Annotated in this window: 24 protein-coding genes; 6 read left to right on the top strand and 18 right to left on the bottom strand. The window is 62.8% G+C overall.

The genetic code is table 11. The annotated features are described in order from the left end of the window. Nucleotides 1–418 precede the first annotated feature (418 nt). Complete coding sequence (locus AC1DSJ_RS28420; RefSeq protein WP_441372419.1) at nucleotides 419–1,210, bottom strand: AraC family transcriptional regulator; 792 nt, start codon at nucleotides 1,208–1,210, stop codon at nucleotides 419–421. A gap of 100 nt (nucleotides 1,211–1,310) precedes the next feature. Here AC1DSJ_RS28420 and AC1DSJ_RS28425 point away from each other — a divergent pair, with 100 nt between their 5' ends. Continuing rightward, nucleotides 1,311–1,928: an MSMEG_1061 family FMN-dependent PPOX-type flavoprotein gene (locus AC1DSJ_RS28425; protein ID WP_441372420.1), complete on the top strand. Its 618-nt coding sequence runs from the start codon at nucleotides 1,311–1,313 to the stop codon at nucleotides 1,926–1,928. Nucleotides 1,929–2,090: 162 nt separating this feature from the next. Next, complete coding sequence (locus tag AC1DSJ_RS28430) at nucleotides 2,091–2,462, top strand: hypothetical protein (protein ID WP_054426876.1); 372 nt, start codon at nucleotides 2,091–2,093, stop codon at nucleotides 2,460–2,462. Between the two features lie 480 nt (nucleotides 2,463–2,942). Here the strand turns inward: AC1DSJ_RS28430 and AC1DSJ_RS28435 are convergent, their stop codons facing one another. Both AC1DSJ_RS28435 and AC1DSJ_RS28440 read right to left on the bottom strand, forming a co-directional pair. Beyond that, nucleotides 2,943–3,368 (bottom strand): hypothetical protein, encoded by a 426-nt coding sequence (locus AC1DSJ_RS28435; RefSeq protein ID WP_441372421.1) that lies wholly within the window; start codon nucleotides 3,366–3,368, stop codon nucleotides 2,943–2,945. A 449-nt stretch (nucleotides 3,369–3,817) separates the two neighbouring features. Next, nucleotides 3,818–4,762: an aromatic alcohol reductase gene (locus AC1DSJ_RS28440; RefSeq protein ID WP_441372422.1), complete on the bottom strand. Its 945-nt coding sequence runs from the start codon at nucleotides 4,760–4,762 to the stop codon at nucleotides 3,818–3,820. Nucleotides 4,763–4,995: 233 nt separating this feature from the next. Between AC1DSJ_RS28440 and AC1DSJ_RS28445 the strand changes: the two genes are divergently transcribed. Then, nucleotides 4,996–5,895: a LysR family transcriptional regulator gene (locus AC1DSJ_RS28445; RefSeq protein WP_441372423.1), complete on the top strand. Its 900-nt coding sequence runs from the start codon at nucleotides 4,996–4,998 to the stop codon at nucleotides 5,893–5,895. A gap of 208 nt (nucleotides 5,896–6,103) precedes the next feature. Further along, nucleotides 6,104–9,373, top strand: coding sequence for a hypothetical protein (locus AC1DSJ_RS28450; protein ID WP_476760438.1), 3,270 nt, complete (start codon nucleotides 6,104–6,106; stop codon nucleotides 9,371–9,373). Nucleotides 9,374–9,443: 70 nt separating this feature from the next. Here the strand turns inward: AC1DSJ_RS28450 and AC1DSJ_RS28455 are convergent, their stop codons facing one another. Continuing rightward, nucleotides 9,444–9,995 carry a cysteine hydrolase family protein gene (locus AC1DSJ_RS28455; protein ID WP_441372425.1) on the bottom strand — a complete coding sequence of 184 codons (552 nt, stop codon included), beginning with the start codon at nucleotides 9,993–9,995 and terminating at the stop codon, nucleotides 9,444–9,446. A gap of 247 nt (nucleotides 9,996–10,242) precedes the next feature. Here AC1DSJ_RS28455 and AC1DSJ_RS28460 point away from each other — a divergent pair, with 247 nt between their 5' ends. After that, a complete protein-coding gene (locus AC1DSJ_RS28460; protein ID WP_441372426.1) occupies nucleotides 10,243–11,406 on the top strand; it encodes an acetyltransferase domain-containing protein in 1,164 nt (387 codons plus the stop codon). Between the two features lie 35 nt (nucleotides 11,407–11,441). Beyond that, on the top strand, nucleotides 11,442–12,503 hold the full coding sequence (locus AC1DSJ_RS28465; RefSeq protein ID WP_441372427.1) for a porin: 1,062 nt from the start codon (nucleotides 11,442–11,444) through the stop codon (nucleotides 12,501–12,503). Here AC1DSJ_RS28465 and AC1DSJ_RS28470 read toward each other — a convergent pair. The 14 genes from AC1DSJ_RS28470 to AC1DSJ_RS28535 all read right to left on the bottom strand — a co-directional run bounded on the left by AC1DSJ_RS28470 (nucleotide 12,500) and on the right by AC1DSJ_RS28535 (nucleotide 25,896). After that, a complete protein-coding gene (locus tag AC1DSJ_RS28470) occupies nucleotides 12,500–13,471 on the bottom strand; it encodes an ABC transporter substrate-binding protein (RefSeq protein ID WP_441372428.1) in 972 nt (323 codons plus the stop codon). The genes AC1DSJ_RS28465 and AC1DSJ_RS28470 overlap by 4 nt on opposite strands. 132 nt (nucleotides 13,472–13,603) lie before the next feature. Beyond that, on the bottom strand, nucleotides 13,604–14,515 hold the full coding sequence (locus AC1DSJ_RS28475; RefSeq protein ID WP_441372429.1) for an ABC transporter permease: 912 nt from the start codon (nucleotides 14,513–14,515) through the stop codon (nucleotides 13,604–13,606). Continuing rightward, nucleotides 14,512–15,309 (bottom strand): ABC transporter ATP-binding protein, encoded by a 798-nt coding sequence (locus AC1DSJ_RS28480; protein WP_441372430.1) that lies wholly within the window; start codon nucleotides 15,307–15,309, stop codon nucleotides 14,512–14,514. The genes AC1DSJ_RS28475 and AC1DSJ_RS28480 overlap by 4 nt, the downstream gene beginning before the upstream one ends. Before the next feature lie 22 nt (nucleotides 15,310–15,331). Then, nucleotides 15,332–15,889, bottom strand: coding sequence for a carboxymuconolactone decarboxylase family protein (locus tag AC1DSJ_RS28485; RefSeq protein ID WP_441372431.1), 558 nt, complete (start codon nucleotides 15,887–15,889; stop codon nucleotides 15,332–15,334). 101 nt (nucleotides 15,890–15,990) lie between these two features. Beyond that, nucleotides 15,991–16,248 (bottom strand): PAAR domain-containing protein, encoded by a 258-nt coding sequence (locus AC1DSJ_RS28490; RefSeq protein ID WP_054426911.1) that lies wholly within the window; start codon nucleotides 16,246–16,248, stop codon nucleotides 15,991–15,993. Between the two features lie 219 nt (nucleotides 16,249–16,467). Continuing rightward, complete coding sequence (locus tag AC1DSJ_RS28495; protein WP_054426865.1) at nucleotides 16,468–17,241, bottom strand: SDR family oxidoreductase; 774 nt, start codon at nucleotides 17,239–17,241, stop codon at nucleotides 16,468–16,470. Then, entirely contained in the window at nucleotides 17,238–18,779 is a 1,542-nt protein-coding gene (locus AC1DSJ_RS28500) for a class I adenylate-forming enzyme family protein (protein ID WP_441372432.1), read from the bottom strand. Before AC1DSJ_RS28500 ends, AC1DSJ_RS28495 begins: the two co-directional genes overlap by 4 nt. A 27-nt stretch (nucleotides 18,780–18,806) precedes the next feature. After that, nucleotides 18,807–19,727 (bottom strand): ABC transporter permease, encoded by a 921-nt coding sequence (locus AC1DSJ_RS28505; protein WP_441372433.1) that lies wholly within the window; start codon nucleotides 19,725–19,727, stop codon nucleotides 18,807–18,809. A 1-nt stretch (nucleotide 19,728) separates the two neighbouring features. Continuing rightward, entirely contained in the window at nucleotides 19,729–20,700 is a 972-nt protein-coding gene (locus tag AC1DSJ_RS28510; protein ID WP_441372434.1) for an ABC transporter permease, read from the bottom strand. 10 nt (nucleotides 20,701–20,710) lie between these two features. After that, nucleotides 20,711–22,357: an ABC transporter substrate-binding protein gene (locus AC1DSJ_RS28515; protein ID WP_441372435.1), complete on the bottom strand. Its 1,647-nt coding sequence runs from the start codon at nucleotides 22,355–22,357 to the stop codon at nucleotides 20,711–20,713. 27 nt (nucleotides 22,358–22,384) lie between these two features. Beyond that, nucleotides 22,385–22,867: a PaaI family thioesterase gene (locus AC1DSJ_RS28520; protein ID WP_245636449.1), complete on the bottom strand. Its 483-nt coding sequence runs from the start codon at nucleotides 22,865–22,867 to the stop codon at nucleotides 22,385–22,387. Continuing rightward, nucleotides 22,864–23,877, bottom strand: coding sequence for a quinone oxidoreductase family protein (locus AC1DSJ_RS28525; RefSeq protein WP_175168674.1), 1,014 nt, complete (start codon nucleotides 23,875–23,877; stop codon nucleotides 22,864–22,866). Before AC1DSJ_RS28525 ends, AC1DSJ_RS28520 begins: the two co-directional genes overlap by 4 nt. A gap of 38 nt (nucleotides 23,878–23,915) precedes the next feature. Further along, nucleotides 23,916–25,025: a DUF2817 domain-containing protein gene (locus AC1DSJ_RS28530; protein ID WP_054426860.1), complete on the bottom strand. Its 1,110-nt coding sequence runs from the start codon at nucleotides 25,023–25,025 to the stop codon at nucleotides 23,916–23,918. Nucleotide 25,026: 1 nt separating this feature from the next. Beyond that, on the bottom strand, nucleotides 25,027–25,896 hold the full coding sequence (locus tag AC1DSJ_RS28535) for a VOC family protein (RefSeq protein WP_054426859.1): 870 nt from the start codon (nucleotides 25,894–25,896) through the stop codon (nucleotides 25,027–25,029). Nucleotides 25,897–26,107: the final 211 nt, after the last annotated feature.

Raw genomic sequence — 26,107 nt, forward strand, 5'->3', positions numbered from 1 at the left:
TACCTAGACGAATGATGGATTCGGGAGGACGCAGGCAACGTACTCATCTAGCCAAACTTTGGACGCGCGCCCTATGTGTAGCCACTAGCTCTCCGAGATTATGGAAAGGAGAGCGTTAAATTCCTAATGAAATTTCGCTGATGGACCCGCAAAATTATCCAATGCGTTTTTTTAGGGGCACATTGGGTGAGGCGGGCAGAGGCAAACGGGTTCTCCTCGTAATCTCGGTGATTGTAATGGCGGCCATACCGGTAGCTGGCGGACGCTAAAGTATTTCGTATCGGACCTCCGAAGTGAAGTCATTAACCGCTTCGATGCTTGCGAGACCTTATGACCTGCCCGCAGATTTAGTGGGTCGCAAGCCGCCGTCGGTAACGGGGTCCGTTTTCGGCTGCACAGCCAAAAGCAGCCATGAACGCTAGATGTTCTCTGCCAGATAGCGTCCGGGTGTGACACCAAATGTTCTTTTGAATAGCGCAATAAAGGCACTGACATTGTCGTAGCCCAGTTCAAGAGCGATTGTTGTCACCGTTTTTCCGGCAGCCAATAACTCCAATGCACGCAGCAAGCGTGCCCGCTGTCTCCACGCGGTGAAGGTAAGTCCGGTTTCATCCACGAACTTACGGCTCAGCGTGCGCGAAGTGATGTGCCCCCAACGCGCCCACTCTTCTAACGAGCGTTCATCAGCGGGCTGTTCGGTAAGCGCAATGGCGATGCGTTGCAATCGGCTATCCGCAGGCATGGGCAGCCAGAACGTGTCCGCTGTGGATTCTCCAATTTCATCCAGTATGACTTGAGCCAAACGCAGTTGGCTTGGTCTTAATACGCCCGTTTCCCAGGCGCCCGCGCGGAGTACCGCCTCTCGTAGCAGAGGGCTCACTTCGATGACGCGCGGCTCCTTGGGAAGGCCAATACTGGATTGGGGGGATACATAGACGCTCCATCCATTGAATGCGCCATGCGAGCGACCTTCATGCATCACCGATGGTGGAATCCATACCCCACGGGAACATGGAACAACCCAAGTGCCCATGTGCGTACGCACGCTCAGCAGACCAGACAACAAACCGAACAGCTGCCCGCTTGGGTGGTGATGTGGGCCAGATTCTCGGAATGTGCTTTCACTGCCGACAACGGAAATCAATGGCGGATTGCTTCCGTCTACAAAGCGTGCCTGGTCCAACTTATCGATAAAAGTGATTGATGACACGGATTGGCGTATTTGAGCTATTCAATGGCAGAAGTAGTCTATCACCACCACCGTTATTGGCCATATGCTTCATCTGAGATTCTTAAAGGTGAGCACAGAGATGTCCCAACAACTGACCGATATCGCCCAGCTGGCGCAGATGTATGACCCTCCCTCGGAGAGGATTACTAAAGGAGTGCTGCCGCATTTGATGCCATTCCATCGTCAGTACCTTGGTGTGGCAACCTTTTTCTGTGTGGCTACCGGTAATGCCGACGGTCTGGATGCATCGCCGCGCGGGGGACCTCCCGGCTTCGTACATGTGCTCGATGACAAGCACATTGCGTTTGCTGATTGGCCCGGAAATAACCGCATAGCGTCGCTGACAAATCTTGTTGAGGATGACCGCATTGGCATGCTTTTTCTTTTCCCAGGGCTAGAGGTGTTTATGCGCATTAACGGCCATGCGGCCATCAACACCGACGAAGCATTGCTTGAATCGTTGAAGGAAAAAGACAAGAGACCAAAATGCGCAATTGTCGTCAGGATTGACGAAGTGCTCTTCCATTGCGGAAAGGCGATTAATCGAGCGCAGCTTTGGGCGGAATCATCACGAATAGAACGAGACCAAGTCCCCACGCCAGGCCAGATTGTTGCCGCGATGACGGGCGCTGGAGCCGATATGACGCAGCAGGTGGACGAGGGTTACTACAAATCTATACGCAATGACCTGTATTAGCCTGCTGCATCGACTACAGGCCTGAAGCAGGCTTATCGGCCGCAGGAATAGTTCAGACTGACGTGAACATTTGAGCGGAAAAGAACGCCGAGTTCCAAGCTTTGGTTCTGGGCCGGATAGCGTCCAATGAATAGCTCGTCAATCAAAGTAGTAGGTGGAGCTATGTACAAGGTTGAAGTCCCGACGATGACCATGGGCCGTTCGTTCGTGAAGCAGGGCCAAACCAGCGAGACCAATGCCTCTTTCGCTGATGCGCTTCAAGACGCGCAGCGCGGCGTTGACCGACTCCAGATCAAGAAGTCCCCTCCAGTGTTGTCAGACGCTGAACAGGAACTCCAAGACTTCGTGGCCATGAGCCCCGAAGAGCGCTTTTTCGACCTGACCCTGCGGTCGCTTGGCATCTCGAAGGAAGAGTACGCCGCGATGAGCCCAGCAGAAAAAGAAGAAGTGGCGCGACTTGTGCAACAGCGCATCGCAGAACGAATTAAAGACAATGCCAACAATGGGCGAGCTTCAACGTTTGAACTCTCATAAGCCGTAATTTTTTGCCAGACGCCTGGCCTCCTGCCGTCGTTTGACTGCAAGACTTGCGGCGGGTGTACATCCGCAGTCGCTTCGGTATTCGACCAGAGGATGTTCTCGTGATCTGGTGGAGGTCGACAAAGGGAACTGGTCCCTCGGCAATGGTGTCGGGCAATATGCTTGAGCGCCTGGACTCCTGAAGTTGAAATTTCTGCGGCCCCGGCGTCGGATGATTGGCTGCCGTGGGGAGAGGCGGGTAGCCGTTACGCGCGGAAGCGGACGGCTATGACCGTCGGCTCACGGCCACAAGCAGCTGTTCAACTTGCATACCTCAAGTCTCGAGTTGTGGCCCTTGCTGGCCGTCTCAAGAAGGCTCCAATCCAACGAAGTTCATTGGATGTCGAGGCCGGAGCTTGCTGCCGATGCCGTCCTGTTGGTGTTAACCCATGTGAGATGGGTTACACAATAAAAATCAATTCAACGGGTTCTAATCTATGCCGTTATTGAAAACCGAGATTGCGAAGCGGCAGAGGAAGATGCTTTTAAATCCAAAATCTCCCCGCCCACAGCCTTCGCTATTATTGCGGCACGAATCGATCCCAAATTGCTAGAGGCATCACTCGGAAGATCCAGGCCTTTCAGTTGTTCGGCGTATTGATTGGTAATCTCTATGACGCCAGACTTATAAATTGTCGCAACACGCTGATCGCCCTTCATAACAGCCTTAACTGCATTTTGGGGCGAGTTGTCGGCTTCAATGCGAGCCATGCCTCGTTCTACTGCTTCCGCTTTGCGCAGCGCTTCAGCCGAAGCCTCTAAATTATGAGCAAAGTTAGCAGTCGGCTTGACCAGCGGAAGATTCAGGTCCGCAATGCTGCGCGACTTTACCGTTAAAGGTATGCCTTTGGAAACGTCCATAAAACAAACCTCCCTCTGTTAAATATTTCCAATCACTGAAAAAGCAGTCCGACTGTTGAGCCAGCCTGATCCATCAGTCAATTCTACGAATCCCTGAACCGCATTAATGCACGAAATAACGCCCACCTTTATGGCTATTTGTGCCATAGCGTGCAGACGTGCAGCAACCGTCCGGAATGTTCCTGTTATGCATTGATGGCCATGCCTTGGCCTGGACAGATCCACATGGCGCCGCGCTGCAATGGCTGTGATCCAGCGATTTCTTCGCTGATCAACGTAGAAATCGACATGGAGAGATGCGACAGGCCACTTTGGGTCGTCAGCAGACGGCTGCAAATCCTCCTCCTCGAACCCTGTCCGCCCGTACGCACGCAGGCCCGTCGCACCACATCCAACATCATCAAGGCAAGCTCCACCAACAAAGCCAACCAGCAAGCCGCGTTAACTGTCTAGATCCGCCGCCCTTGATCCGGCGCAGGCAGATGGTCGCGTAACCATTGGTCCAACCCGCAGACCGCGATGCCGCGCTGGGCGTTGAACGTTTGTGCCTTGTCCCAGGCCACGCCGCGCCCCTCGGCGAATACGGCGCGGTACTTGCGCAACGCGTTTGCCGGATCGTCGGCTAGTTGGCGTTTCAGTTCGGGCACTGTCCATTCGTGGCGCTGGACTTTGACGCCACGGGCGCGATCCAGGGCTTCGGCCACCTCTCGATAGGTGACGGTATCGCCGGCGACATACACCGCACGGTTGGCGATGCGCGGTTCGGTGAACAGAATCTCCGCCGTCAGGTTGCCGATGTCATCGGCGGTCGTAAGCGTGACGGCCGTATCCCAACTGCCTAGCGCGTTCACGGTATTGGCCGCCAGGTCGACCACGCCGAAGGCCGGTTCGAACAAGAAGCTGGTGAACATGCCTGTCGAGACAATGACCCATTCGGTGTTCGGCTGAGCCCGCAGCATATCGCGCACGTCCAGTTGTTCGTCGAACAGGTCCTGCGGGCTGTTCCGGCCGATGACGTCGTAGTCCACGCCGAATTGCCACGGTACAAAGCGCTTGACGTCGGCATCCAGCGCGGCGCGCGCAATCTTGCGCTGCACGCCCGGGCCGCCCACGAATCCCGTGCACGAGATCACGGTGTGGAAACGGCTGAAGGTGTTGGCGAGTTCGTCGCTGGATTGCGTCGCCAGGTCGCCTGCGACGATATGTACGCCCAGGGCGTTCAGGTCAGCCAGGTCTTGCTGCTTCGCCGTGTCGGTGGAAGTGACAGTCGACGGGCGCAACAGGACCGAGAGGGAAACGTGGGCGGCGCGTTTGGCGTGGGGAGCCAGATGGCGCAGCACGGCCATGCCGAGTTGGCCTGCGCCCAGGACCAGAATGGCGTTGTCGTTCAACATGGGAAATCCCGCTAGGAAATGAGTATTTGAAAAATGGGCCGCGGCCCGCCGCGATCGCGATGCGGAAAAAATGCAGCCCTGATGTGATTTGCAGTGTAGGAGCGAGCACTCCGTCCATTGTTCGCCGCGCTTGAATACACAACGCGCAGGAAGCACACGGGTTGCGCCGGCCGCATTGTTAACATTGGGAGCTCCCGCCGAAATTGGCGCACGCACTCTCGGCAGGCAGGCTTATGGACAAACTTCAAGCGATGGCAACTTTCGTACGGGTCGTTCAGGCGCGCAGCTTCAGCAAGGCGGCGCAGTCCCTGGGGATGCCGCGTTCGTCGGTGACGACGACGGTCAAGAACCTGGAGGCCCACCTGGGCACGCCGCTGCTTCGACGCAGCACCCGCAGCCTGAGCCTGACCGACGCGGGCGCGCGCTACCTGGCGGCGTGCCAGGCCATTCTGGCCAATATCGCCGACGCGGAAAACGACATGTGCGCCACGAACCAGGCGCCGCGCGGACGGGTTCGCGTGGACATGCCGGGTGCCATCGGAAGGGCGATCGTGGTGCCGCGGCTGCTCGAATTCGAGGCGCGCTATCCGGACATCGAAGTCGTGCTGGGATTGAGTGATCGGCCGGCGGATCTGATTTACGAAGGTATCGACTGCGCCATCCGCAGCGGCACGCTGGCAGACTCGACGCTGGTGGCGCGCAAGCTTGGCGAGTTGGCTTGGCTAACCTGCGCGTCACCCAAGTACCTGGCTCGGTTCGGAGAGCCGGAATCCGTGGCCGCACTGGAAGCGCACCGAGTGGTCAACTACCTGTCCAACGCCACCGGCCGTCCGCTGGACTGGCGCTTCAGTGTCAATGGCGAAGCCGTGGCGGTGTCTCTGTCCAGCCGCTATGCCGTCAACGAAACCGAGGCCTATCTGCACTGCGGTCTGGAGGGGCTGGGCCTTATCCAGCTATCCGAACTGGCGGCATCTGTCTACCTGCGCAGCGGGCGCCTGCGGGAAGTTCTGGCGGATGCCCGATGCGCCCCTGTGCCGATTTCCATTGTCTATCCGCAAGCTCGCGCCACGGCGGCGGTCAAGACGTTCGTGGACTGGGTCATCGCGATCGCGCGGCCCGAGCTGGCCGGATGAACCGACGCGGACGTTCAACTCTGCCACTTCAAGGCGCATCGGAGCCGCGTGCTACAGAAATAGATTCGAGTTTGCCTGCGCGGGCATCACGTCTCCACGCCCTGGTAAGCCCGCCTTGGGGTGGAGACGGGCGTATATGAATAACCGCTTCCGGCCAGGAGTTGTCGTCCGGACGATAGAATCTACCGTCCCCTTCTGACAGATGACCATGACGACCTCACACAAAGAACAGCGCCGGTCTGTGCGGCGCATCCTCGCAGATGTTGCCTCGCTCAGCCATGATCAACGCTACCAGCGGATGGTGGAACTCGGTCGTCAATCCATCACGGATGCACATCTTGCCGAAGATCTGAACTCACTCGCGCAATCGGAGATCCACTACGAGCGCTTGTTGGCGCTGATGTCGGCCAGCGGCTCCCATGCGGCGGATCTGATCGTCACGATGCTTGCCGATCCATCGCCAATGCTGGCAATGCGTGCGGCCCGGCTGGCGGCGCGTGTCGTGCCCGATGAGACGCTGGTGCAACTGATGCCGGACATGACGAAGCCGTGCCGCCGGGATCTTGCCTGCCAGCTCTGGCGATCTGGACGCGGACAGGTGAACGATGCCGTCTATCCGAAACTAGAAGGCGCGGCGCGCCGGCATCTGTTGCAGTGGACGACAGATGCATTCATCGGCAGCCATCTGGACGCGGCGCAGATTGCCGCGCTTGAGGCGCCGCAGTGGGCAACGTTAGCGCAACGGTTGCCTGGATTCGTGCGCGATAGGCTGGTGCAAGAGCTGGAGCAGTCCGGCAACCCGTCCTACGTATTACGCGTTGCCATCAGAGCCTCGCTCTATCGCTTGCTGCGCAGCGACCCGGCGGGCGGGTTGAGTTTGTTGCGCGTGGCTAGCACCCGAATCCCGGTCAATGATTTGCCTCTGGCGCGTTATGCATCCTTCTTCCCGGAGGAAATCGCCGCCATTATTGTCGACCTGGGAGGCAGGCAGCGTGTGCCGCTCACTGCGCAAACCCTGCGGCGCCTGGACGCGCCGATGCTTTGCAAACTGTTGTCGGCCGACGCGCTCCCCAACCTGCGGGCGGTTTTCCAACATCTGCATGCCAGCCAGCGGGACGCGCTCTACCACCATGGCGGCGAAGCCTGGCGCACAGATAGCGGGGCTTTGCCGTTTGAGTTCGTGCGCGGGCTATCCAGCGTTGCCCGGCAGGCCGAAGCGCGTCATGCGTTCTCGTTGCGGCTCCTTGCCGCCGAGCCGATGGTCCGCCTGCCTTACCTGTCCTGCCTGCCGTTTCAGGGAGCGCTGGCCCTGGCCCAGCCATTTCTGTCGCAGCCTGATGGCGAATTGCGCGCGCAAGCCGTGGCGGCGGTAGTCGGGGCAGGGCGGTACGAGGCATCAAGCCTGCCCGCCATTCTGGACTTCTGCCTAGCGCGTGAAAACGAGCAGGACCCCGTGCGGCTTGCGATGTTTACGGCGCTGGCGGCGCTACCGCCTTCGCGTTGGGAAGCCGAGCATCTAAGCGGGTTTGCCGCGCTGATCGATGCCGCGTTGCGCGCCCGGGACTGCTCGCACCAGACCATGCTGGCGGCCACGCAATGGTTGATGGCCATCATCACCACCCAACCTGCCTTTGTTGTCGAGTCGCTGCCCCGCCTTGTCGAGCGCATGGGCAGCATGGGGAATCTTCGCTATGGGCACTGGGAATCCCGCATGAGCGATGGCGAATTGCTCAAGATCGCCCCACATCTGATGGGGCTGCTTGAGACATGGATACGGCGAGATCGCGCCCAGGTTGCGCTGCAGCTTATCTTCGGTTTCGGATGCCGTGCGAAAGCCGTGGACCTGTTCGTCGAAATGTTCGCCAACCTGGCCCGGGACAAGCGCGGCAATGTGGCACGTTCGGGCCTGGAGGCGTTGGTGCGGCTCGGGCTCCGGAAGAGGGTGGCCGAATTGGTTCCTAGTCTGGTCCAGCAAGATCCGAGCTGGATTCAGGTTGCCGCGGTTTCCGGGCATTTGCATCTGCACAGGCAGGACCTGCTGACGCCATTTCTGACCGCCCGCGTCTACAAGGGGCGGTTTCCAAGCGGAAAGGCGGCGTTCCTTCCTGGCTATGACRGCGGGTTCTTTCGGTGGACGGCCGCCCAGCAGCAATGCTATGCCGGCGAACTGCTCAAAGTCCTGACCAGCACGCAACGCAATGCGTGGGAACTCTACGGTTCAGTCCAGCGATACGCGGCTATGCCGTCCATCGACCTGGCGCCGCTTGTCCATCTTGCGCGCCTGGACGCGCCTGATCAGGGGCTGCGCGACAAGACGTTGGAAGCGCTCGGGCGTGCCGATGCCGGACGCGGCGTGGCAGAGCTGATGCAAGCATTGGATGACGGCCGGGCCCGCGTCGCCATCTATGCCTTGCGTCGATCCTTGATGAACCTGCGCCCCGCGCAGGTGCTGGATCTGCTTGGCCGCGTACCGCGCGGCAAGATCACCGTGGCGAAGGAGATCATCCGGCTCGCTGGCGATCTAAGGACAGAGGGTGCTTTTGCATTCCTGGCCCGAATCGAAGATGAACCCAAGCTGCATCAGGATGTGGCGATTGCCTTGATGCGGGCGTACTGGAACTTCCTTGATCGCCCTGAAGTCTGGCAGCGATTGCACGCCGCCGCTTGCAACGAGCAGCCAGCGCTGGCGCGCGCCACCATCCGTATTCCGCCGATTGGCCTTTCCCCGGACAGCCAGCGCGCGTTGAGCAAGCACCTTGCATTGCTGCTCGGGCATTCCGATGCGCAAATCCGCAAGGAAACACTGCTACGACTGATAGCGATGCCGCCAGGAGAAGGCGAGCCTGCGCTGTACAACGCGCTGGCCGCGCAGCTGGATGACGTGGATGTCTCGCTCGTTGAACTCGCGGCCAGCGCGCTGCTGGGCATTTATGCAAGAAACTTGCCGCAAGAACTCGCGAGCAGTTTCGCAGGCATAACGCAAGCGCGTTCATTGGCTGCAGTGGTCGCCGCGTACCGGGGGCGGTTGCACCGTGGCCAGCCGGAACTGGCCGCGTCGGCGGGCATGCTGGTTGACGCGTTGCTCGCCAGGCGCTGGCATCCGGGACTGGCGCTACGGCTCGCGTTCTCGATATTGAGTCCCGAGGCCGTGCTGGCGATTGCGCAGCAATTCGATTCCTCGACATTGCTGCATCCGGGCACCGTTGGGGATGTCCTTGATTCGCTTGCGGATACGGTGGCGGGTGCGGGCGCGGATCAACTGACCCATGTGGAAGCCCGGTTGGGGGCCGAGGGTAATGCCGGCATGCGGCGCATCGGCCTGGGCTTGCTACGCGAAATGTCGGCCCGAAGTGGATGGACGGACGAGATGCGCCAACGGCTAAGATTCTATCGGAAAGACAAGGATGGCTGGGTTTCCGACGCAGCCGACCTGATTACTTATCCGGATGAGCTTTCCAAATCAGGCGATTTCTCGTAGTTCAACGAGCCAAAGCGGCGAACGCACCCGGTATCGCGCACGTTCCGCCGCCTCTCAACTTCAAAGGCCCTCACGCGAAGTCCACATCCTTGCTCTCAACAACCCCGCCCACGCGACCCGGCGCGTTTTGGTTTTTCCAGTACATATTCGTATGGCTGATTACCGCAGCCGGCGGCGGGGCGCCGTTGTCCGTCATGTCTACCGTCGTATGGGCATCCCCAACCAGCACCGCGTCGTAGCCGCGAGCCAATGCACCGTGCAGGGTTGAGCGTACGCACATGTCTGTTTGCGCGCCCGTCACAACGAGCTTGCCCACGCGCAGCCGGGATAGCGCCTGTTCAAGATCGGTGTCTTCAAACGCGTCGCGAAAATGCTTTTCGACGATATCCTCACCGGGCGCCGGAGCCAGTTCAGGAGCGAGTTGCCAGGCTTCGCTTCCTTTTTCGAGATCACTGCCGGTGTGCTGAACCCAGATCACTGGTACGCCCGCGATTCGCGCACGCGCAATCAGCGTGTTGACGACGTGCAGCACCTCTTCGCGTCGGAGGGCGTTCGCGATGACACCGGTTTGGAGGTCGATGACGACGAGTGCAGTGTTGGGGCGATCGACAAAGGTGGTCATCGGACAGGCTCCTGTTAAGCGAAGATCGAATATGACGCCGGCCGCCCGATCAATGCAAGTGCGAGTTGGGGATTGATTGGGTCTTTGCTGCAAGAACAGCACCTGATCCTCACAGGCGCTGCGCCTACGCCCATTCAGAACGTCGTCAACTGACTTAGATTAGTAATGTTATTACATTACAATTCTTGCTCGAATTTTCGCTGCATCGTCCCCCGGCTGGGGACTCCGTCATCATCCGCTTCCCTTCATGTCTCCCTTGATTCCTGCTTCTTCTACGGCACGCCTGCGTTCCATCGACGCCTTGCGCGGCCTGGTCATTGTCATCATGTTGCTTGACCACGTTCGCGAGACTTTCTTTTTGCACCATCAGGTCAGCGACCCGATGGACGTCTCGGCCACCGATCCCGCACTGTTCTTTTCCCGTTTGCTCGCGCATCTTTGCGCACCTGTCTTCGTCTTCTTGACCGGCGTATCCGCCTGGCTCTACGGCGCTAAAGCCGGCAGCCGTGGTGCGGCGGCCGCGTTCCTGGCCAAGCGCGGGGCGTTCCTGATCCTGCTGGAAATTGTGGTGGTGAATTTTGCGTGGACGTTCCAGTTCCCGCCGTCAGTTATCTACCTGCAAGTGATTTGGGTGATTGGTTTGAGCATGCTGGCGCTGGCAGCCTTGCTGTGGCTGCCGCGTGCCGCCTTGGTGGTGATCGGCGTGTTGCTGGTGGCGGGGCATAACGCGCTGGACGGTGTGCACGTTGCCGCGGGCGAGTTCATGCATGTGCCGTGGGCGGTGTTGCATGACCGCGGCTGGATTCAGGTGGGCGACGCCTTGCGGCTGCGCACGTCGTACCCCTTGCTGCCGTGGATTGGCGTGATTGCGCTGGGCTATGCGGTGGGGCCGTGGTTTCAGGCGCGCGTRCCGGCGGCTGTGCGGCAACGCCGCTTGTGGGCGGCAGGCATCGCGGCGCTGGCCGGCTTCGTCGTGCTGCGCATGCTGAATGGGTATGGGCAGGCGCAACCGTGGGCCGTGCAGGATGATGCGCTGCATACCGTGAGGAGCTTTGTGAACATCACCAAGTACCCGCCGTCCTTGATGTTTTTGCTGCTGACACTGGGCTTGGGCCTGTGTTTGCTGGTGCTGATTGAACGCGTGCAAAGCGCTGCCTGGGTGGGGGTGCTGTGCGTGTTCGGCGCCGCGCCGATGTTCTTCTATCTGCTGCATCTGTATGTGCTGAAGGCGCTGTATCTGGCGGGCGAGGGCGTCTGGGGGCTGAACCAGGGCAAGTTCTTTGGCGTGGACAGCATGGCCAGCATCTGGCTGATTTCCGTGCTGTTGGCGGTGGCCCTGTACTGGCCCGTGCGGTGGTTTGGCCGGCTAAAGGCAGCCCGCCGTGACATCTTCTGGCTCAAGTATTTGTGATGGCGGCGCGTCGATGGGGGAAGTGGTCCGCGTGCGTGGCCACGTTGATGACGCCGTGCCTGGCTGACGCGCAGCAAAACCCGGTCACCTTGTATGGGGTGGTCGATCTGAGCCTGGCGGGTTTTTCGACGCAGGAGCGCGGCACGGCCGTGAACATGCAGTCGGGTGTGCAGTCGGGGTCGCGGTGGGGCTTGCGCGGCAGTGAAGACTTGGGCAATGGCATGCGCGCCAACTTCCAACTGGAAAGCGGCGTCGTGGCCAACAACGGCAAGTCGGCGCAGGGCGGGCGTCTATTCGGGCGCGCGGCTTGGGTGGGCTTGTCGGGCGGCTGGGGCGATCTGCGCCTGGGCCGTCAGACGTCGGTGTCGTCGGCAACGCTGGCGGACTATGACGCGTTTCTGGCGTCGTACTTGATCACGGGCGCGCAGACCGCGCTGCTGCCTTACAACGCGAATCGGGCGGATAACACCGTGGCGCTTTGGACGCCGTCGGTGAGCGGGTGGCGCGCGGGGGCGGACGTCAGCCTGGATTACGACGGGGGCGGCGGGTTTGAAACGTCGGCGACGAACAAGCTCTACAGCGCCGCGTTGATCTATGAACAACCCGGCTACGCCGTCACGGCAACCTATGAAGGCGCGCGTTGGGCAGACGGCACGGTGCAGTCCGCCGCGATGAGGCAGGCAGGCGGCGCGCGCCAGCCGGATGCCTATACGCTGGCAGTCCGCGCCACCGTCGACGCGTTCACGTTGTATGCGGCCGGGTCCATCATGCGCAACGGGTCGACGATTCCGGCGGTGCCGTCGCCGGGGCAGCGCGCGTACTTTCCGGGCAGCACGGTGCATGCGGTGATGGCCGGGGCCGCGTGGCGGTTGGGGGCCAACACGGTCATGGCGTCGTGGCAGGGCAGCATGCCTAGCGGCGGCGCGTTGGCGCGCGATGGCGCCACGCACACGCAGCAGGTCTATTCGGCGGGTTATGGGTACGACCTGTCCAAGCGCACCAACCTCTATGCCATTTACGGCTATATGCGGGGCGCCTGGTCAGATTCGTCGTGGCATCAATCCCAATACGCGGTAGGCATGCGCCACCGGTTTTAGTACGTCTTGCTGGAAATCTGCTGGGCGGTTTGAAGGTCAAGCCATTTGGTGTCTTGGGGAATGCGGTCCAGGTTGCCCAGGTCGATCTGCGTTTGCAGCGCGTCCTTCAACGCTTGTTCCGGCACGGCGACGGAATCGGCGAACACGCCGTCGTCGATCAGGCGTTGCACGGACGCGCGCACCACGGCGGGGTCCAGGTTCGGGAACAGCTTCAATCCGCTGGCCACCGCGGCGGCCGGGTCTTTGTGGATGGCCTTCAAGGCGCGGTCGATGCCCGACACAAATTTCTGCTGCACCTGCGGGGAGATGTCCTGGCGGGTGGAGATGGCCGAGAACGTGTACGGGCCGATCTCGCGCGAGAAGGCCGACACCACCTTGTAGCCCTGGGCCTGTGCCTGGGACGCGCCCGGTTCGTAGAGCACGGCGCAGTCGACCTTGCCCGAACTCAAGGGGCCAATCTCATTACCCAGCGGCACTTCCAGCAAATCCAGATCGCGCTTTGGGTCCAGCCCGGCGTTTTTCACGAGCTTCAGGAAGGCGGATGAGCTGGTTGTGGGCATGGCGCCCGTGGCGATGGTGGCGCCTTTCAGGCTTTTGAAGCCGTCGAACTTGAAGTCTTGTTTGCACGTCAGCCACACGCCCAGCCGGTTCAAGGTGCCGCCCACGACTTTCACAGGCGCGCCGCGGCCAAAGGAGATAGCCGTCCATTCCGGGCCGTGCAGCGAGAAGTCGGCGCTGCGGGAAATCACGGCGGCCAGCGCGTTGGTGGACGATGAGGCCACGTCGATGCGCACGTCCAGCCCTTCATCCTTGAAGTACCCGTGTTCTTCGGCGAAGTACACCGGCAGGTAGAACACGGACTTGAAGGCGGCGGACACCACCGCCTTGTCGTTGGCGGCGAAAGCGGAGACGGACAGCAGCGACGCAACGGCGGCCGTGGCCAAGCGCAGGGAAAGATTCGGATTCATAGGGAATGGCAGGCTTGGAAATCAGGTTTGGAAATTGCAGTCTGAATGCGTAGGTTCAGTCTGAATGAATGTAAGGAATGAATGTAAGGTCAGGAAATTGCAGTCTGAATGCGTGGGTTTTGGGTACGCCGTTCAGAGCTTGAATTGGGTGGCGTAGGTTTGGTCTTTCCAGCGCAGCAAGCGCTTTTCGGCGACGTCCACGCCGGCATACAGAACAAAGCCCAGCAGCATCAGCGAGAAGATGCCGACCCAGACAGTGTTCAGGTCATACAGCGACGAGGCCACGAAGATCACGTGCCCCAGCCCGTACTTGGACGAAATGAATTCGCCCACCACGGTGCCCACCAGCGCAAAGCCGATGTTGATGCGGAACGTGCTGATGATGGCGGGCAGCGCTGATGGCACGACCACCTTGCGAAAGATCTGGCGGCGGCTGGCGCCCAGAGAAACCATCATCTTCTGGATGTCGGGGTCTGTGTCCTTGGCGGCCTGAAATGCGGCCAGCAAGGCGACGATGGACGTCAGCGATACGGACAGCGCCACTTTTGAAATGACGCCAGTGCCAAACCACAGGATCACCAGCGGCGCGAACGCAATCTTTGGCACGCTGTTGATGGCGACCAGAAAGGGTTCGACGACCCGCGCGCCATAGGGCGAATACCACAGCGCCAAGCCAGGCGCGGTGCCCAGCACGGTGCCGGCTACAAAGCCCACGGCGGATGCCCACAGCGTGTAGTTGGCGTGCTCCCAAAGCTCGCCGGACTGGATCATTTTCCAGGCGGCTTGCAGCACGCCGGCGGGCGAACCGAACAGAAAGCCCGACACGGCGCCCGACCGGACGCCGGCTTCCCAGGCGCCGAACAGCACGGCAAGTATCAGCAGCTGGGTGACCAGCACGGGCAGGCGGAGACGCGCGGCGCGAGGAGCGCGGCGGGCGCGTTGGGCGCGGTCGCTGCGTTCGACGCGGGTATTGGCGGCCAAGGTATGTTGCCGGCTATCGCCCAAGGCGGCGCTGGCGGCAGGGGTAACGGTGGTCTGGCTCATGCGTGGGTTCCGGTTTTGCGGCCGGTCTGAATGTCGAGTTCCTGGCAGAGCAGGTCGAAGTACGCCGGAAAGCGGCTGTCGTGGCGCGCGGCCAGGGGCGAGCGTGTGCCGAGTTCGATCTTGTGTTCGCTTTTCAATCGGCCGGGGCGGGCGCTCAAGACGAAGATGCGTTCAGACAGTGCAATGGCTTCGTCGATGTCGTGCGTCACCAGCACCACTGTCTTGCCCTTTTGGCTGACGGTGTCGGCCAGCATGGACTCCAGGAACAAGCGGGTTTGGTAGTCCAGCGCCGAGAACGGTTCGTCTAGCAGCAGCACATCCGGGTCCGGCAGCAAGGTGCGCGCAAGCGCCACGCGTTGCCGCATGCCGCCCGACAGCGCCTTGGGGTAGCTGTCTTGAAACGGCAGCAGGCCAAAGGTGTTCAGATAGTCGCGTGCCAATTCGACGGATTCCGCGCGGGGCGTGCCGCGTATTTCCAGGCCGACCAGCACGTTGTCCAGCACGGTGCGCCACGGCATGAGCAGGTCGCGTTGCAGCATGTAGCCGACGCGTCCGCGCAGGTTGGGCAGGGGCTTGCCATCCAGCGCGATGGTGCCGGCATCGTGTTCAAGCAGGCCGGTCAGGATGTTGAACAAGGTGGACTTGCCGCAGCCCGAGGGGCCGATGATGCTGACGAATTCACCGCTGGCGGCGTTCAGGCTGATGTCGTCCAGCACCTGGACGGGGCCGGTGTCGGTCTGGAACCGCTTGGACAGATTGCGGATTTCCAGTTTTAAAGCAGGGGCTAGTGTCATGGCGGTGCAATCTCAGGCCGCCTCAGGCCGCGCCATGCGCAAGTTCCAACGCCACGACGTCTTCATGCGGCACTTCCAGCGCCTCGTTAAAGCGCTTGAAGAAGCTGCACAGCGCAATGCGGATCGTCAGTTCCACAATCTGTTCTTCGCTGAAGAACGATTGCAGCTTGCTGTAGAACGCGTCGCTGACTTGCGACGGCGTCAAGGTCACCAGCACCGCGTAGTCGCGAACCAGCAGGTCTTGCTCGTCCAGCCCGGGCACGCTGGGTTCCAGCAGGCGGTCGATGGCGTCTTGCGAAATGCCGTGCGCCGCCAGCTTGGGCGTGTGCAGCGTGACGCAGTAGTGGCAGGCGTGCGCCTTGGATGCCGTCAGCAGCGCAATTTCCAGATGGCGCGGCGAGATCAAGCCGTCTTCACGCGATTGCACCAGGTAAGAGAAAAAATGCTTCAACGCGGGCGGCCGGGGCGCGAACGCGCTCAGCATGTTGGCGTATGGGCCGTAGTCTTGAAGCAGTTGATTGAAGAGGGCGGCGGTGTTGGAATCCAGCGTGGCGGGATTCAGGGGGCTCAGGCGGGGCACGGCGATTCCAGCGGAATAAGAAAATGACGCTGTCATCCTAAAAGATGCATGCCCGCCTGAAAAATACCGATATCACATATGGTTATGGGGACGCAGGGCGCTTATGCCGACAGCCAATTAGCATCGCCCTCGATCAGCGTGCCGCCGTGGCTGGTGGTGTCGCCTTGGCGCGCCACCGGTTGCCCTTCGATGGTGGCGGATGCGGAACCGCTGACGATGACGGCGCCGCAGCTGATGCGGTCGCCCACGCGGGCGATCGGCCGGCCGTTGATGGCGGCGGTGGACGCGCCGCTGACGATGGTGCCGGGGCCATGGAGCGGGCAGGCGTGAGCATGGCCAACAAGGGCGACGGGGATCATGGGGGCTCCTTTGATCAGAGTGGCTGAAATCGGAATGGCGGCAATCAGATTGGGGGCAATCAGATTGGGGGCAATCAGATTGGCGGCAATCAGATTGGCTTCAATGAGACTGGCCTCTATGAGGTTGGCCTCAATGTTAGGGAGCCATTCAAAATTAGCCATAGGACGATTCAGAAAAGTAGCCCCCCGTGTTTGCCTGACGCGCCTGTCGCCCATGCCCTACAAGCGCTGGCCCCCCGTTGCATCAATACTCTGCCCGGTGACCCAGCGTCCTTCGTGCGAGGCCAGGAACGCGACGATATCCGCAATGTCTTCTGGCTGGCCGACGCGCCCCAGTGCAATCGTCTGGGCAATGGCGCGGCTGATGTCGGGGTCGCGGGCGCGGGTGTTCATGTCGGTGGCGGTGGCGCCGGGCAGCACGGCGTTCACCGTAATGCCGCGCGCGCCCAGGTCGCTGGCCAGCAGCAGCGTCAGCGCCTCCAGCCCCGCTTTGGCCGGTGCGTAGACACTCATTTCGGGATAGGCGGCGCGCGTGCCCATCGACGAGATATTGACGATGCGCCCGCCGTCGCGCAAGAAGGGCAGGCAGTGCTGAATCAAAAAGAACGGCGTCTTCAAATTGACTTGCAGCACGCGGTCGAAATCGTCGGGTTTGACGTCGGCCAGCCGCGCACGCAGCCCCACGCCCGCGTTGTTGACCAGAATATCCAGGCCGTCGGCGCCCGTGTGTTGCTGCACCGTATGGCGCAGCGCTTCGGCGAGTATCGCCGCCGCGTCGGATGATGCCAGGTCGGCTTGCAAGGTCCAGGCGCGGCCGCCAGCGTCGCGGATCAGCGATACGACTTCATCGGCGGCGTCGCGGGCGGCGTTGTAATGCACGGCGACGTGCGCGCCGCGCCGGCCCAGCGCCAGCGCAATGGCGCGGCCGATGCCGCGGCTGCCGCCGGTGACCAGCGCCGTCTTGCCGGCCAGGGAATCCGGGGTGTGGCTCATGCGGCCTCCGTGGCGGTCAGGGTCCAGGCTTGTTGCGCTTCCAGCGCACGGGCCTGCAACAGCAGGGCGTTGCGATCGACCTTGTTGGTGCCGGCCCATGGCAGTTCATCCACGAAGCGGATGCGGCGCGGGTGCTGATACGCGGGGCCGTTCGCCAGCGCATGGCGCTTAAGCGCGTCGGCATCCAGCCCGCTGCCGTCGCGGCGCACGACGAAGGCAACGGGGATGTGCCCGCGCTCTTCGTCGGCCAGCGGCACGACGCAGCTTTGGCGCACGTCGGGATGAGACTCCAGCAGTTTTTCCACTTCAACGGGATAGATGTTCTCGCCGCCGCATACGAACATGTCGTCGGAGCGGCCTACGAAATAGTAGAAGCCGTCGGCGTCGCGGCGCATGACGTCGCCGCTGTAGTACCAGCCGTCTTGCAGCACCTGCGCGCTTTTTTCGGGCAGGTTGTGATAGCCGGACAACACGGCCGGGTTGTTCATCAGCAGCACGCCTTCGTCAGCGTTCGGGCCATCCGCCAGGCGCACGTGAGAAGGGTCCAGCGGATGGCCCACCGCCAGCGGCGGCGTGGGCAGGCCATGGGGATGCGGGCCGAACACGGCGGGGCCAGCTTCGGTGGTGCCATACCCATGCGTGATGCGCACATGCGGCAGCGCTTGCTGGATGCGTTCATACAGCGCCACCGTCATCGGGGCCGAGCCCAGCATCACGCGCGCCAGCGCGGATAGATCGCGGCCATGCAGCAGCGCCGGGTCTTTGACCAGGCGGGCGAACATCGTCGGCACGGCGGTCAGGATGGTGATGCGGTAACGCTCCAGCGCATCGGCGTAAGCCGCGACGTCAAAGCTGGGCTGGATGACGAGCAGGCTGTTGCTGGCGAATGCGCGCTTGGCCATGAACAGGCCGTTCATATGGAACAGCGGTTGGGCCAACAGATAGTGTTCCTGCGCGGCGTTGGCCGTCACCGGAGCCGAGGTGGCCGTCAGCGCCCAGAGCTGGCCGGTGTGCGTCAGCGGCACGCCTTTGGGCTTGCCGGTGGAGCCGGACGTGTACAGCATCTGCGCGACGTCGTCGTTCGCGGGCGTGACGGTGTTGAACTCCGTGGGCGTAATCTGCGCGGCGAAGCCTTCGGGGCCGTCGTCGTCAAAGTCGAGCACGGGCACCGTGGCTTCGAACGCAGCGCGGCGCGGGGCATCCACGAACGCCAGCGCGATATCGGCGTCGCGGATCACGTAGTCGATATTCTCTTGCGACTGCTTGATGTTGATGGGCACGGCGACGAAGCCGGCGCGCATGATGCCGAAGTACGTAATCAGGTATTCGGCGCGGTTCAGCGCGGCAATCGCCACACGCGCGCCCGACGGCAGGCCGCGCGCCGTCAGCCAGGCGGCCACGCCGCCCGCCAGTTGGCGAACCTGTTCGTGGTCGTAGTGCGCGGGCGCGCCGGGCTGGCGCAGGTCAATGATGGCGGGCAGGGCGGTGGCGCGGCGCGGGTCGGCCAGGTCGCCAAGATTATTTAGCGTATGCGTCATGGGATATTCCGGGTTTGCAGTTGCGGTTCAACGCTTTTGCAGCTTGGGGTTGAGCGCGTCGTTCAAGCCGTCGCCAACCAGGTTCAGCGACAGCACGGCAAGCATGATGGCTACGCCGGGAACGGCGCAGATGTACCAGGACGAGCGGATCAGGCTGCGGCCTTCGCCGACCAGCCGGCCCCAGCTGGCGATGTTGGGGTCGCCCAGCCCCAGAAACGACACCACCGATTCGTACAAGATGGCGCCGGCCACCACCAGCGACGACATCACGATGACCGGCGGCAGCGCGTTGGGCAGGATTTCGGCGGCGACGATGCGCAGCGGGCTCATGCCGACGGCGCGGCACGCCTGCACGAATTCGCGTTCCTTGAATGACAGGAATTCCGCCCGCGTCAGCCGCGCGATGGGCGGCCACGACACCAGCCCGACGGCCAGCGTGATGGTTTCAATGTGCGGCCCCAGCACCGACACGATGGTCAGCACGAAGACCACGTTGGGAATGATCTGGAACAGTTCGGTGACGCGCATCAGCGCTTCGTCGATCCAGCCGCCCGACCACGCGGCCGCGGCGCCCACGCTCACGCCGATCAGCGTGGCGGTGGCGGCGGCCACCAGGCCGATCAGCAAGGTGGCGCGCGCGCCGTGCGCGATCAGCGCGGCAATGTCGCGGCCCATGGAGTCGGTGCCTAGCGGGTAACGCCAGGACTCGAACGGCCAGATTTCGGGCGCGCCAACGATGCGCAAGGGGTTGGTGGGATACAGCCAGCCGGCGCTGGCGGCCAGCAGCACCACCAGCAGCAGGACGATGGCGCCCGCCACCGCGCCACGGTTGCGGGCGTAGCGGGACAGGAATGAGGCCGGGCGATGGGGGGCGGATGCGGCCGGGGAAGCGGCTGTGGTGTTGCCAGTAATAGAAGCAGCAGGCGAAACAGAAGACGATGCAGACATGTCAGGCAGCCTTGATGCGCGGGTCCAACCGCGTGTAGAGCAGATCGACGACGATGTTGGCGACGATCACGACGAAAGAACTCAGCACCAGAATGCCCAGCACGACGGGGTAGTTGCGGGTCATGACGCTGTCAAACAGCACGCCGCCAATGCCGGGCCAGCTGAACACCGCTTCAACAACAATGCTGCCGCCCAGCACCGCGCCCAGTTGCAGGCCCAGCAGGGTCACGATGGGCAGCACCGCATTGCGCAGGATGTGGCGCAGCACGACGGTGGCGCGCGTCAGGCCCTTGGCGTATGCCGTGCGCACGTAGTCCATGCGGCTGACTTCCAGCATCGACGCCCGCATCACGCGCGCATACGCCGCTGAATAGAACAGGCCCAGCGCAAGGGCGGGCAGCGCCAGATGGTGCAGCACGTCCAGCGCCTGGTGCCAGAGCCCGCCGTCCAAGCCGATGGTGACCATGCCGCCCACCGGAAACCAGCCCAGCTTCACGGAAAACAGAATGATCAGCATGATGCCCAGCCAGAAGCTTGGCGCCGCAAAGCACAGCACGGCAAAGGCCGACACCGCGCTATCCCACCACGTGTTGACCTTCACGGCTGACACGATGCCCGCCGCCATGCCTACCAGCACGGCGATGGCGATGCTGGCCAGCATCAGCACCAGCGTGGCGGGCAGGTGCGCCAGAATCACGTCCAGCACGGGCAGGTTATGCCGGTACGAATAGCCGAAATCCAGGCGCGCGACCGATCCGATGTACTTCAGCAGCTGCACGGTAGGGGTCTGGTCCAGGCCGTAGGTCACGCGCAGGCGTTCGATCAGCGCGGGGTCGGTAACCTGCTGTTCGGCCGTCATGACGTCCAGGAAGGTGCCTGGCACGGATTGGATCAGGGCAAAGTTCAGCACCACCACGCCCAAGAGCAGCGGAATGGCCTGAAGCAAGCGGCGGGTGATCAGTCGGATCGGCATGGCGGGTCGCTTAAGGTTGCAGCCAGACGTCGGCCAGGGTCTCGCCCTGCACGTTGGCGCTGGTCGTGAAGTTGCGCACCTTCTTGCCGGCCAATGTGAACGCCTGGATCTCCACCAGCGGCACCAGGGGCACGTCGGTGGACGCCAGCTTCGCGAATTCCGCGGCCAGCGCGCGGCGGGCCTCGGGCGCCGTTTCCACCGCGAGCTTGGCGACGATGCCGTCCATCTCGGGGCTGGAATAGCCCGTGGCGTTGCGGAACGCCGCGCCTTTTACGATGCCGTCGGTCGTGAAAAACTGCGTCACGGTCGGCACCAGTTCCAATGGCGACGTGAAATTGGACACGGCGATGTCGTAGTCGTAATCGCCATAGATGCGCTTGAGCGCGGTGGCGCGGTCAACGGAATCCAGCCTCACCGCAATGCCCACGTCTTCCAGCGCCTGCTTCAGGTACTGGCCCAGCTTGGCGTTTTCTTCGAACCAGGCGGCGGCCAGCAGGTTGACGGTGAAGCGCTTGCCGTCTTTGACGGGCAGGCCGGCCGCGTCCAGCAGCGCGGCCGCCTTCTTGGGGTCGAACGGGTAGCGCGGCACGTCTTCGGTGAAGAACAACGGGTTGCTGCTGAAGATGGGGGCAATCGCCGGTTTGCCCCGGCCGTAATAGATGGTGTCGACGATGAATTGGCGGTCGATGGCGTGCAGGATGGCCTGTCGCACTTCACGGCGCTTGACGATCTCGCGGCGCTGATTGAATTCAACGGTGACGGTCCAGGCGGTGTTCTGATAGCCGCGCGTATCCACGACGACCTTGCCGGTTTTCACCAGACGGTCGATGTCGCGCGCTGGCACCGGACTGGAATACGCCAAGCCCAATTCCCCCGTTTCCAGCGCGGCCCCGCGCGAAGACGGGTCGCCCCACCAGCGGATGACGAGCTTGTCCAGGTAGGGCATGCCGGCGTTCCAGTACGCGTCGTTGCGCAGGTATTCCACGTGGCTGCCGCGCACCCACTTGCCGTACTTCCACGGGCCGGTGCCGACCGGCGTGTTGTTCAACGGGTTGGTAATGATGTCTTTGCCGTCGTATAGATGCTTGGGCAACAGCAATTGGAACTGGCCGGCCAGCGTGGACTTCAAGAAGAATTCCGGCACCGGTGCGTTGAAGGTCAGCACTACGGTGTGTGAGTCGGTGGCGGTGGCGTCCGTCAACGACTTCAGCGCGATGCCGGCCGAGATGGGCTTCCAGTGTTGCAGCGCGTTGTAGACGACGTCGGCGGACGTGAACGGTGCGCCGTCATGCCAGGTGACGCCTTCGCGCAGCTTGATGGTGTAGCTGCGGAAGTCGGCGGCGGGCGTCAGGCTTAGCGCCAGCGCGGGCTGGAACTTCAGGTCGGCATCCAGGCGCAGCAGGCGTTCAAGGATTTTGGTGGACGTCTGGAACGGGCTGGAGCCGCCGCCGCCCGGCACAAACAGCGCTTGGGGCTCCAGGCCGCCCCAGCTGGCGACGAGCGTGCCGCCCTTGCGGGCCGGGCCGGGGTCTGAGCCGGGTGTGTCCGTGGCGGCGATCAGCGCGCGGGGCGCAAGCCCGAAGCCAGTGGCGGCCAGGCCGCCTGCGGCGGAGCGGGTGAGGAAGGCGCGCCGTCCGGGGCGCGGAGTCTGGGTCATGATGAATCCTTAGGGTTCGGGGCGGGCTCAGCCTTGGCTGAGCGTGGCGTAGGTGGCGCGGCCGATGGCCACCAGCGCACCCTGGTCGTTGTAGAGGTCTACGTCGGCCACGCCGACGCTGCGGCCGTTGCGCCGCACGCGCGCCACGGCCGTCAGGCTGGTGTTCACAGCAGGGCGCAGATAGTCGACGCGGAAGTTGATGGTCGGCAGCCCTCGGCCCAGCAGCATGCCCACGGCAAAATCGCCCACGGTATCGATCACGGCGGCCAGCGGGCCGCCATGCCATTGGCCGCTGGCCGCGCCGCGTTCGAACTCGGCGCGCATGGGGGCCAGCACGGTGAGTTCGCCACGGTCGTGATCGACGGCGGTGACGCTCAAGCCCAGCCAGGCGATGAAGGGGGAACCGTCGAACTTGGCCTGGATGGCTTCAGCGCTAAGCGTCGAATTTTGCGCGGGGCTTTGGGTTGGGCTTTGTGCGGGGCTTTGGATTGGGTTTTGCACTGCGCTCATGACGTCACCAGCACTTTGCCGACGATCTTGCGATCTTCCAGCGAGGCCAGCGCCTCTGCGCCTTGTTCCAGCGGCCAGCTGCGGTCAATCGGCACATGCAGGCGGCCGTCGCGCACCAGTTCCAGCAGCTCGTAGAGGTCGTCGCGGTCCCAGCCGTTGGAGCCGCGAATCTGCAATTCGAAGGTCCAGATGTAGCGCAGGTCTTCCTTGGGGTCGAAGCCCGCGGTGGCGCCGCAGGTGAGTAGACGGCCGCCCAGACGCAGGCAGCGCAGCGACTTCACCCAGGTGTCGCCACCCGTGAAGTTCACCACCACGTCCACGCCGCCCGACTTGCCGCCGCGGCGGCGCGCGGGTTTGCCGAAGCGTTCCTGCACGGCTTTCAGGAAGTCTTCCTGCGTGTACAGGATGATGTGGTCGGCGCCCAGCGCGCGCAGCGCTTCGCCCTTTTCAGCAGTGCCGGCGCAGGCGATGACTTCCGCGCCGGCCAGCTTGGCCAGCTGCACCGCGCACACGCCCACGCCGCCGCTTGCGCCCAGGATCAGCACTTTTTCACCGGCCTGGATCTGGCCGATGCGGTTCATCATGCGCAACGCCGTGCCGTAGGCCACGGGCAGCGCGGCGGCCTGTTCGAAGCTGACTGCATCGGGCAGGCGCAGCAGTTGATGCGCCGGCACGCGGCAGCGCTCGGCCAGGCCGCCGTGGATGGTTTCACCGACCAGCCCGCCGTTCACCCGGTCAATGGGGTCGACCAGCACGCGGTCGCCCACTTTCCACTCGCTGACGTTGGCGCCGGTTTCCAGGATTTCACCGGCCACGTCCAGGCCGATGATCACGGGAAAGGGCAGGTTGATGCCGGGCATGCCACGGCGAGTGAACACGTCGTGATAGTTCAACGACGACGCGCGCACGCGGATGACAACGTCGTCCGGGCCGGCGACGGGGTTGGGGAATTCGGGTTCGAAGCGGAGCTTGTCGCTGCCGCCGTGTTCACGCAAAACGATTGCTTTCATGACTGCCAATAGATAGTTGGGGATGTGGGAAGGGGGCGTTACCAGGCGGCGACGCCGGCGATTGCCTGCCGGGTGATGGCCAGGCCATGCGCCAGGGCGCTACGGCGCCAGACGCTCGAGACCGGAACAAAGGCGTCGACCAGATCGGCGCGCAGTTGGGCGTCGCGCGCGGCGTCAGGCGACAGCGGGGCCTTGAAACGCAGCCATTGGTCGAGCCTGAGCGCGGGCCGCATTTGCAGGCCGCGCGTGCCGAACTCCACGACGGCGCCTGCGAGTGCGCGGTCGCCCAAGGCTTGCTGCACGCCACGGAACACCAGCCCCTGGTAATCGGGGCGGGCCAGGCCATGCGGACGCTGGTCACGCACGCGGTCTGCGCCCCACCATGCGGCGGCTTGCGCTTGTTCGGCGCTGCCTTCGTCGTTAAAGCACAGGAAGAACGGTTCGCCGTATTCGCCGATGCCGGTGTGCCAGTCGATGAAGGCCACGCGTTCGCTGGCGGCCAGATGCTGGTCCACGATGCGGCGCAGCGTGCGGTTCGACCACTCGGGGCCGTCGCCGCCGTACACCAGGCCATCGGGATGGGTGTATTGGCCGCTGGCAGTGACGTTGAACACGGTGTCGGCGCCATGCGTGTCGCGGAATTGTTCGACGGCGCGGGCGCCGGCTTCCAGGCTGGTCTCCGTCCACTCGGCCGGGATCAGGTGCGGGTGCAGCGTGGCGTAGTGGGGGTTGGCGGGCTTGGCGCGGGTGTGGTCGATGAAGTTGCGGTTCAGGTCGACGTTGTTTTCGGTGGTGCGCGTGTCGTAGGCATAGCCATACGGATTCAGCGCGTGTACGAAGACCACGTTCACGTCGTCCGGCAGGGGGGTGCCACCATCGGCGCGCAGCCAGCCGATCTGAACCGCGGAGCCCGCTGCGCCTTCCAACCCGTGCGTGCCGCTGATGGCAAGGTGGGTGCGCGGCGCGTCAGGCCGCCCCAGCACGGCGACGTCCACGCTCAACGGTTGACCGTGCGGGTCCTTCAACGACGGGTGTTCATGGCGCGACAAGGCTGCGCCGCGCTCGGTGGCGGCGGCCACGAACGCGGCGCGGGCCGCCGCGTAATCAGTGGAAAAACAGTCCCAATAATCGGGCAGGGTCTGGCTCATCTCATGCCTCTTGCACGAAGACTTGCAACGCGCCCGCCGCGTCTTGCGGCGCCACGACCAGTTCACCCTGTTCATTGGCGCGGTAGTTCACCTGGTTGGCGTCAAACAGCGCGCGGGTCTTGGCCAGGTCACGCACGCCAATCACAGAACCGGCAAACCAGCCGCCCTGGGACGCCGCTGGCAAGCCGGCTGGCACGCGGACGCGCGGGTAGCGTTGTTCGAAGGCGGCGGGGCGCAGGAAGTTGATGCGCAGGCTGCCCCGGCGAACTTGCAGGCCGCCATCAGGCAGGTCGCTGATGGCGATGGGACCGAACACGCGCGCGTAGCCGGCGCGCAGCGATGCGGGGTCGGGGTGCACGGCGACTAGCGCTTCGATGCGGCGCGCGCCGTTGGCGTGGTCTTGCCATTCCGGGCGGTAGACCAGGTGGCGCGTCAGGTGGCCGCAGGTGAAGAAGTCGGGCACGCCCAAGAGGCCATTGGGAAAGTTCGTGTTGTTCCAGGCGGCGTCTTCGCTGCCGTCGGGCAAATGCACCGGGCGGCCGCCGCGCAAAGGCGGTTCTGCGTCGATGCCCAGCCGCGCCAGTTCCGCGTGCACGGCGGTGCTGTCGGTGGTTTGCAGGGCCGTGGAGACGGGGCCTTCGTAGGCGTCGTCATAGCCGCCAAAGCGCGAATCGGCCTTCAGTTCTTCCGGGAAAAACAGCAGTTCCAGGTAGTTCGCATCCAGGATGATGGTCTGGTTGCGCGTGCCGCGATGGTGCCGGCCTTGCGGCGCCAGGCTGAAGCCCAGCTTCACATAGCGGTCGGTCGCGGCCTGCAGGTCGTTGACCCGGATGATGTAGTGGTCAAGGCCGGTGACTGAGGGTAGGGACATCGGAACTCCAGATTGCGCTTAGTGAAAGGTGCAGTCTGGAGGAAGCGGCGGCGCGCTTGAACGATTGAATCCGCATGTCGATATCTGTTTTGTGATGGCGGATCACGGCGGCGCTGGCGGAATAACGTAATGACTCATGCCGGTTTAAGGGGGATGCCAGGTGCCGTTCATGGTTTGGGTTCTATTGCGTGCGCCCATGAAAAATGCCGCC

Source organism: Achromobacter sp. 01N37 (genome assembly GCF_056399725.1).

Excerpts from the sequence above, each read along its gene's own strand:
- AC1DSJ_RS28530 (WP_054426860.1), bottom strand. The coding sequence starts at position 25,025 with ATGAGCCAGACCCTGCCCGATTATTGGGACTGTTTTTCCACTGATTAC.
- AC1DSJ_RS28475 (WP_441372429.1), bottom strand. The coding sequence starts at position 14,515 with ATGAGCCAGACCACCGTTACCCCTGCCGCCAGCGCCGCCTTGGGCGAT.
- AC1DSJ_RS28515 (WP_441372435.1), bottom strand. The coding sequence starts at position 22,357 with ATGACCCAGACTCCGCGCCCCGGACGGCGCGCCTTCCTCACCCGCTCC.
- AC1DSJ_RS28525 (WP_175168674.1), bottom strand. The coding sequence starts at position 23,877 with ATGAAAGCAATCGTTTTGCGTGAACACGGCGGCAGCGACAAGCTCCGC.
- AC1DSJ_RS28500 (WP_441372432.1), bottom strand. The coding sequence starts at position 18,779 with ATGACGCATACGCTAAATAATCTTGGCGACCTGGCCGACCCGCGCCGC.
- AC1DSJ_RS28470 (WP_441372428.1), bottom strand. The coding sequence starts at position 13,471 with ATGAATCCGAATCTTTCCCTGCGCTTGGCCACGGCCGCCGTTGCGTCG.
- AC1DSJ_RS28425 (WP_441372420.1), top strand. The coding sequence starts at position 1,311 with ATGTCCCAACAACTGACCGATATCGCCCAGCTGGCGCAGATGTATGAC.
- AC1DSJ_RS28535 (WP_054426859.1), bottom strand. The coding sequence starts at position 25,896 with ATGTCCCTACCCTCAGTCACCGGCCTTGACCACTACATCATCCGGGTC.
- AC1DSJ_RS28480 (WP_441372430.1), bottom strand. The coding sequence starts at position 15,309 with ATGACACTAGCCCCTGCTTTAAAACTGGAAATCCGCAATCTGTCCAAG.
- AC1DSJ_RS28430 (WP_054426876.1), top strand. The coding sequence starts at position 2,091 with ATGTACAAGGTTGAAGTCCCGACGATGACCATGGGCCGTTCGTTCGTG.
- AC1DSJ_RS28520 (WP_245636449.1), bottom strand. The coding sequence starts at position 22,867 with ATGAGCGCAGTGCAAAACCCAATCCAAAGCCCCGCACAAAGCCCAACC.
- AC1DSJ_RS28445 (WP_441372423.1), top strand. The coding sequence starts at position 4,996 with ATGGACAAACTTCAAGCGATGGCAACTTTCGTACGGGTCGTTCAGGCG.
- AC1DSJ_RS28505 (WP_441372433.1), bottom strand. The coding sequence starts at position 19,727 with ATGTCTGCATCGTCTTCTGTTTCGCCTGCTGCTTCTATTACTGGCAAC.
- AC1DSJ_RS28510 (WP_441372434.1), bottom strand. The coding sequence starts at position 20,700 with ATGCCGATCCGACTGATCACCCGCCGCTTGCTTCAGGCCATTCCGCTG.
- AC1DSJ_RS28455 (WP_441372425.1), bottom strand. The coding sequence starts at position 9,995 with ATGACCACCTTTGTCGATCGCCCCAACACTGCACTCGTCGTCATCGAC.
- AC1DSJ_RS28440 (WP_441372422.1), bottom strand. The coding sequence starts at position 4,762 with ATGTTGAACGACAACGCCATTCTGGTCCTGGGCGCAGGCCAACTCGGC.
- AC1DSJ_RS28495 (WP_054426865.1), bottom strand. The coding sequence starts at position 17,241 with ATGAGCCACACCCCGGATTCCCTGGCCGGCAAGACGGCGCTGGTCACC.
- AC1DSJ_RS28490 (WP_054426911.1), bottom strand. The coding sequence starts at position 16,248 with ATGATCCCCGTCGCCCTTGTTGGCCATGCTCACGCCTGCCCGCTCCAT.
- AC1DSJ_RS28435 (WP_441372421.1), bottom strand. The coding sequence starts at position 3,368 with ATGGACGTTTCCAAAGGCATACCTTTAACGGTAAAGTCGCGCAGCATT.